Annotated in this window: 1 protein-coding gene and 1 pseudogene; one reads left to right on the forward strand and one right to left on the reverse strand. The window is 57.3% G+C overall.

The annotated features are described in order from the left end of the window. On the reverse strand, nucleotides 1-384 hold a 384-nt coding region (locus AAC083_RS23475; protein ID WP_258224820.1), incomplete at its 3' end, for a M20/M25/M40 family metallo-hydrolase. 278 nt (nucleotides 385-662) lie between these two features. Between AAC083_RS23475 and AAC083_RS21375 the strand changes: the two are divergent. Next, nucleotides 663-1,010: pseudogene (locus AAC083_RS21375) on the forward strand (N-acetyl-gamma-glutamyl-phosphate reductase); the annotation flags it as partial.

Raw genomic sequence — 1,010 nt, forward strand, 5'->3', positions numbered from 1 at the left:
GGTGAGATCGATTTCTTTGAGCGCTTCCACTATGAAGGCGAAGAAGCCCTTCATGTCGATGGTGCCGAGGCCATACAGGCGGTTGCCCTCTTCGGTCACCTTGAAGGGATCTTTGCTCCAGGCGCCCTCGTCGAACGGGACAGTATCGGTATGGCCAGCCAGTAGCAGGCCGCCCTCGCCCTGGCCGATCGTCGCCACCAGGTTGAACTTGCCGGGCAGGTCCGGCAGCGCCGTCACCTCGCAGTGGAAGCCGAGCTGGCCGAACCAGTCGGCCAGCAGTCTGATCACCGCCTCGTTGCTCTGATCCCAGCGGGGATCCGTGCTGCTTATGGAGGGAATCGCAATAATATTCTTATAAAGTGCAAAAAAATCCAGATTGGCCATCAGCTCCTCCTTGCGTCACCGGAATGTTTCTGTTAGAAAATACAAATGCAAAGTGAGTGCATGAATATTCTGTGAGTTTGCCTGAATTCGTGGCTCATCAACAAGGCTTCTAGTTGTAAGGGAAAGTTAATGTTCTGTCACCTGATCTATAACCGACGACACAACCCCGCCTGAATTGCCCCTCCGCACTCGTTGCATTGAAGGGGCGGTTCCTCACCCCTTGCACTGTCTGCAGCGCCATGCTGTGAATTTCGAACCCTGACTTGGAATACTCAATAATGCTTAACGCCGTTATCGTCGGTGCCAGTGGCTACGCGGGAGCCGAACTGGCCGCACTGGTCCAGAACCATCCACAACTCAAGCTGTTCGGCCTCTACGTGTCGGCCGGCAGCCAGGATGCGCACAAGCCTTTCTCTTCTCTCCATCCCCAGTGGGTCGGTGCGCTGGATCTGCCGCTGCTGCCGCTGGACGAGGATGGCATGACCCGGATCCTGACCCAGGCCGATCTGGTGCTGCTGGCCACCGCCCACGAGGTGAGCGCCACGCTTGCGCCCCAGTTTCTCGCCAAGGGCCTGCCGGTGTTCGATCTCTCCGGTGCTTTCAGGGTCAAGGATCAAGGCTTCTAC

Source organism: Aeromonas sp. HMWF014 (genome assembly GCF_963878295.1).
Classification (GTDB): Bacteria; Pseudomonadota; Gammaproteobacteria; order Enterobacterales; family Aeromonadaceae; genus Aeromonas; species Aeromonas popoffii.